Source organism: Phocaeicola sp. RTP21198st1_B8_RTP21198_201120 (assembly GCF_040929485.1).
In the GTDB taxonomy this organism is placed as follows: domain Bacteria; phylum Bacteroidota; class Bacteroidia; order Bacteroidales; family Bacteroidaceae; genus Phocaeicola; species Phocaeicola dorei.
In genome coordinates this window covers 1-1,185 of record NZ_JBCOCI010000445.1, presented here as the reverse complement: position 1 = coordinate 1,185, position 1,185 = coordinate 1, and the positions used below count along the sequence as shown (strand labels likewise).

The window sequence follows — 1,185 nt, the reverse complement described above, 5'->3', positions numbered from 1 at the left end:
GTCAGCAATCCCATCTGTTTATATGTTTTCTTGAAAATCATCTTATGGTGGATACTAAGTGTCTGGAACAATCCTCGTGCCCAACGGGTACGTTGACGGTAAAGCATCGCCAAGTTGGGAGGTCCTTCCGTCCAACAGCAAGTATCAGGAATCTGAATAATCTTATAAGGACGGGAGAAGTCGCACATGTATCCTACCATGCGGGTAATGAGGTCCATATCTTCTGCAAAGGAAGTACCGTCGTATCCTCCGGCTGCAATGGCTACGGAACGGTCGAAAAGACCGAATCCACCGGAAACATTCGGCATACCATTGATTGCAGACCATCCCATCTTACCAATCAGGTAGGAACGCATGTATTCGAGGTTCTGGAAAAGCGGAATCGGAGTACGCGGAGTTCTCACGTCTACTATCTGCCCGTCTTTCACTACGCATCCGTTTGCCATCAACATCGTTCCGCTGACTGCGATTACCTGTTTATCGGAAGATATGATGGGCGATATACAGCGGTAAAGAGCATATTTCTCTAAGATACAGTCTACGTCCGTACAGATGAAATAAGGATATGAAGAAACATTGATACCTGCATTGGATGCATCCGCTTTGGTTCCTCCATTCTCTTTGTCTACAACGATGAGTCGACTGTATTTCGGACTGGTAGATTTGAAGAGTCTTCTGAACGGTTTGGTTTTGATTCGCTCAATATAGGCATAGGGCACTTCTATCAGTTCGTAATGTTCAATCATCTTCTTCAACGTACTGTCCGTGCTTCCGTCATTTACAATCACCACCTCGAAAAGCGGGTATTCCAATGCGAGCATAGAGTTCACGTTATCAATGATTGTCTTTTCTTCATTGAAAGCAGGGGCAATTACCGAAATACCCGGTGTATAGGGAGATTCCTTAATCGTTTTCCGCATATAGCTTTCCACATAGTAATCTTTTCTCCGTTTCAGAGAAATGAAAGAGAGGAAGGCGAATGTGACGAAGAATATCGCCAGCATACTCGTATAAAAGAATACGAAATAATTGAAGAATGTAAATATTATATCTCTCATATTCTCTAAATTAACTGGTTGATTAACGGATGCTTGGTATGGGCAAACAATATAGCTGTGTGGGAATCAGCTTTTCTCTCCAATTGATCGAATGTTTTTCTTCCCATTGAACTGTATTCATAGAGGG

The 1,185-nt window shown here is 42.9% G+C and carries 1 protein-coding gene and 1 pseudogene; both read right to left on the bottom strand.

What is annotated here, in order from left to right:
- The coding region (locus tag AB5935_RS27135) for a glycosyltransferase family 2 protein (RefSeq protein WP_368327992.1) at positions 1-1,058 on the bottom strand (1,058 nt) is incomplete at its 3' end.
- A 5-nt stretch (positions 1,059-1,063) separates the two neighbouring features.
- Positions 1,064-1,185: pseudogene (locus AB5935_RS27130) on the bottom strand (HEAT repeat domain-containing protein); the annotation flags it as partial.